The sequence below is a fragment of the Peribacillus sp. SIMBA_075 genome (genome assembly GCF_046534585.1).
In genome coordinates this window covers 1-268 of record NZ_JAWRYN010000716.1, presented here as the reverse complement: position 1 = coordinate 268, position 268 = coordinate 1, and the positions used below count along the sequence as shown (strand labels likewise).

Here is a 268-nt window from a genome sequence, read left to right as displayed (position 1 = left end):
AAAAGGCAGATGAGTTGGCCAACAAAGCAATGGATGAACTTGAGAGTGTGACACCATGAAAATTAGAGAGAAGTTTCTGGAAAACAATATTCCATACGACCGTATCGACAAACAACTAATTAACTTAATAGACATTTTAAATTTTAAGCTGGGTTTGAAAACTCGTCACTGCTGTTTTGGACATGAGCCAATGGATGAAATCTATGTAATTTTTGAAGATGATGTCAATCAGAAAGAGGATATGATTTTAGAGCTTGCTGAATTAGCA

Annotated in this window: 1 pseudogene; it reads left to right on the top strand. The window is 35.1% G+C overall.

The features are described 5' to 3' along the window. Positions 1–55 precede the first annotated feature (55 nt). Positions 56–268, top strand: a pseudogene (locus SB775_RS30075) (hypothetical protein); the annotation flags it as partial.